This is a genomic window from Bradyrhizobium sp. NBAIM14, assembly GCF_020193895.1.
GTDB lineage: Bacteria > Pseudomonadota > Alphaproteobacteria > Rhizobiales > Xanthobacteraceae > Bradyrhizobium > Bradyrhizobium yuanmingense.
In genome coordinates, this window is record NZ_JADYVQ010000052.1 from 1 (window position 1) to 3,030 (window position 3,030).

Below are 3,030 nucleotides of genomic sequence, written 5' to 3' on the forward strand. Positions count from 1 at the left end.
CTTGATGCCACTGCGTGGCCAAAGACGTTTTCGCTTGCCTTCAACATTTCGCCTGTTCAGTTGCGGGATTCCGCGCTTGGAGAGCGCATTATATCGCTCCTAGAGCAGACCGGCTTTAGTCCGCGCCGCCTGGAGATTGAAATTACAGAGAGCGCGTTCGTGGAAAGAAACGGGGCTGCGAAGACCGTAATTGACGAACTTCGTCAAGCCGGCGTCCCCGCATCGCGCTCGATGATTTCGGAACAGGTTATGCTACGCTTAGCCAGCTGCTTTCGTTTCGTCTTGACAAGATCAAGATCGATCGCAGCTTCGTGTCGCATCTCCACGACAGCACTGACAGCCGGGTGATCGTTCGTGCTATAATCGGCCTTGCTGAAGGGTTTGGTTTGACGACCACGGCCGAGGGAGTCGAAGACGAACGCCAGCTCGTCTATCTGGTGTTCAATGGTTGCACAGAAGGACAAGGCTACCTGTTCAGTGGTCCCGTTCCAGCCGCCGGTATCCCCGCGCTGCTCGATCGCGAAGCCAGCCGCGGACCGGTCACTGAAGATGGAGCAAGAAACCCACATGCGTGAGCCGACGCGCTGAGTTCAAGCGTGCTCGGGAGACACTTGATCAGAATAAAGCGTCTAGAGTTGCCGCGATACATTCGACACATCACCCTGCATTGTTGCTCAGGGCGGGCGCATTCACTTGGACAGGGCGCAGACTCTAAGAGATCACCTTGGCTCGATTACGCGATTGCGGGCGGCGGCCTGTCGTGCATCACTGTTTTGACCGACTCCAGCGTCAACGCACAGGGGCCGCGAACGGCCCTATGCGCTCAGAGTGCGCGAGCGGCCAAGCGCCTGATCTTCGACTACTCTCTTCGCTCTGGCGGCGTGCAGATGCACGATGAGCTGAATTAACGGCGATCAGATACCCGAAGTCTGGATATTGTCTCGAAGAGCCGTTATCCAAATCCCCTAACAGGCTGTTGAAAAAGGTGCTCGCCGCCGACCGGCGACCGTGATTCATTAGCTCCGACGAGATTCGGAGATGGGGCGTGCGCGGCGGCGACAATCGAACGGGCGAGCTGTTCAGCTACGTCGACCTGGAGGCGCGGGTGCGGCGTGATCATCCGCTGCGAGCGGTCCGGACGATCGTGAACGAGGCGCTGTCAACGCTGGAGCGCGAGTTTGCCGCGCTCTATTCGCCGATTGGGCGGCCGTCGATCCCGCCGGAGAAGCTGCTGCGGGCGATGCTGTTGCAGGCGTTTTATTCGATCCGCTCGGAGCGGCTTCTGATGGAGCGGCTGGAATACGACCTGCTGTTCCGCTGGTTCGTCGGAATCGGCGTCGATGACGCCGCCTGGGACCATTCGGTGTTCTCGAAGAACCGCGACCGGTTGCTGGAAGGCGACATCGCGGCCAAGTTTCTGGCGGCGGTGCTGGCGCAGCCCAAGGTGAAGAAGCTTCTGTCGAGCGATCACTTCTCGGTCGATGGCACGCTGATCGAGGCCTGGGCCTCGATGAAGAGCGTCAAGCTCAAGGAAGGCTCGGGCGAGCCGCCAGCGCAAGGCGGCGGGCGCAATGCCGAAGCGGACTTCCATGGCCAGAGACGCTCGAACGACACCCATGCTTCGACCACCGATCCCGATGCCAGGCTTTACCGCAAGGGGAAAGGCAAGGAGACGAAGCTGTGCTTCATCGGGCATGGGCTGATGGAGAACCGCCACGGCTTGCTGGTCGACGCCTGCCTGACACAGGCCGACGGGCATGCCGAACGGGTGGCCGCGCTGCACATGATCGAACCGCGTGCCGACCGGCCGACAGCGATCACGCTTGGCGCCGACAAGGCCTACGACGCAGAAGACTTCGTCAACGAGCTGCGCTCGATGAACGTGACGCCGCATGTTGCGCAGAACACCAGCGGCCGCAGCTCTGCGATCGACGGGCGAACGACCCGGCACGGCGGCTATGCCGTCAGCCAGCGCATCCGCAAGCGGATCGAGGAGGCATTCGGCTGGATCAAGACGGTCGCCGGGCAAGAGAAGACCAGCTTCCGTGGCCGTGAACGCGTCGGATGGGCCTTTACCTTCGCTGCTGCCGCCTACAATCTGGTGCGGCTGCCCAAGCTGATCGCGGAGGCCGGCTGATGGCCAAGGTGCCCGGCTTCGCCAAGGCCTTTGCCGGCCGCTGGCGCATCGTCGAAATGGACACCTGGGACGGCGACTTCCTCGATCTCGTCGAACAGGCGCATCTCACCTTCAAGGGCAAGTCCGACGGTGAAGTTGCCTTCGGTGCGCTGAAGGGCTTCCTCGACGTCCGCTACGGCACGCGAGACGGTTCGGCCTGCGCGGAGTTCTCATGGCAGGGACACGATGAGAATGACCCCACCTGCGGTCGCGGATGGGCCATGATCGGCACTGCCGGCAGGCTCGTCGGCCACTTCTACATACACAATGGCGACGATTCAGCCTTCGTTTGCGAACGCGGCTGAGTTCTTCAACAGCCTGCTAATGCCCCTCCGACTGAAGCGCCGGAGCTGTCTCCTAACGACTCCTGATTACTCCAGGGAGGGCCGGACGCACACGATCCGAATCACACTTCCACGGACATCCGCGGCTCCCCGTCAGGTGGGAGCCCTCCTGATCAGGCCGTTTATGATCAGCCAAACCTCCCAGGCCGCATTGCTCAGCACCAAACGATCCCCCAAGGCTTCCAAAACGAGACTTAGTCGGATTTGCGACATTACGTTCGAACATGACCTTGACTGTCCGATTTCTGACATGCAGTCGGTCTGGTACACTTCCTTGAAAAATTTTCCCTTACTGATCAAGCTGTCGCAGTTGGCATAGGGTTTGAACAGAGAGGCGCATCCACCGCAGCCGACCACGAAGCGGCGGCTACGCTAACGCTTCTTCGGCTGTGGCCTTTTGACGCAATGACACGAGCTGCCACATGGAGTCGGTCTCAATAGCACGTCACAAAAACTGCCCTCAATGTGGCTCTGCATTGGTCCACCTCGAGTGGCATGAACGCATCGGTG

4 protein-coding genes are annotated in these 3,030 nt (G+C 60.4%); all 4 read left to right on the forward strand.

The genetic code is table 11. The features are described from left to right. The coding region (locus I6F28_RS37580; RefSeq protein ID WP_276573451.1) for an EAL domain-containing protein at positions 1-348 on the forward strand (348 nt) is incomplete at its 5' end. Then, the gene (locus I6F28_RS37585; protein WP_249790062.1) at positions 267-575 is read left to right on the forward strand and encodes an EAL domain-containing protein; all 309 of its coding nucleotides are present in this window, start codon (positions 267-269) and stop codon (positions 573-575) included. The genes I6F28_RS37580 and I6F28_RS37585, both read left to right, overlap by 82 nt. A 470-nt stretch (positions 576-1,045) precedes the next feature. Next, positions 1,046-2,137 carry an IS5 family transposase gene (locus I6F28_RS36910; RefSeq protein WP_225143899.1) on the forward strand — a complete coding sequence of 364 codons (1,092 nt, stop codon included), beginning with the start codon at positions 1,046-1,048 and terminating at the stop codon, positions 2,135-2,137. Then, entirely contained in the window at positions 2,137-2,481 is a 345-nt protein-coding gene (locus I6F28_RS36915; RefSeq protein WP_225143902.1) for a hypothetical protein, read from the forward strand. Before I6F28_RS36910 ends, I6F28_RS36915 begins: the two co-directional genes overlap by 1 nt. Positions 2,482-3,030: the final 549 nt, after the last annotated feature.

What these genes read in the sequence shown, in the direction of transcription:
- I6F28_RS36915 (WP_225143902.1), top strand. Translation starts at nt 2,137, where the DNA reads ATGGCCAAGGTGCCCGGCTTCGCCAAGGCCTTTGCCGGCCGCTGGCGC.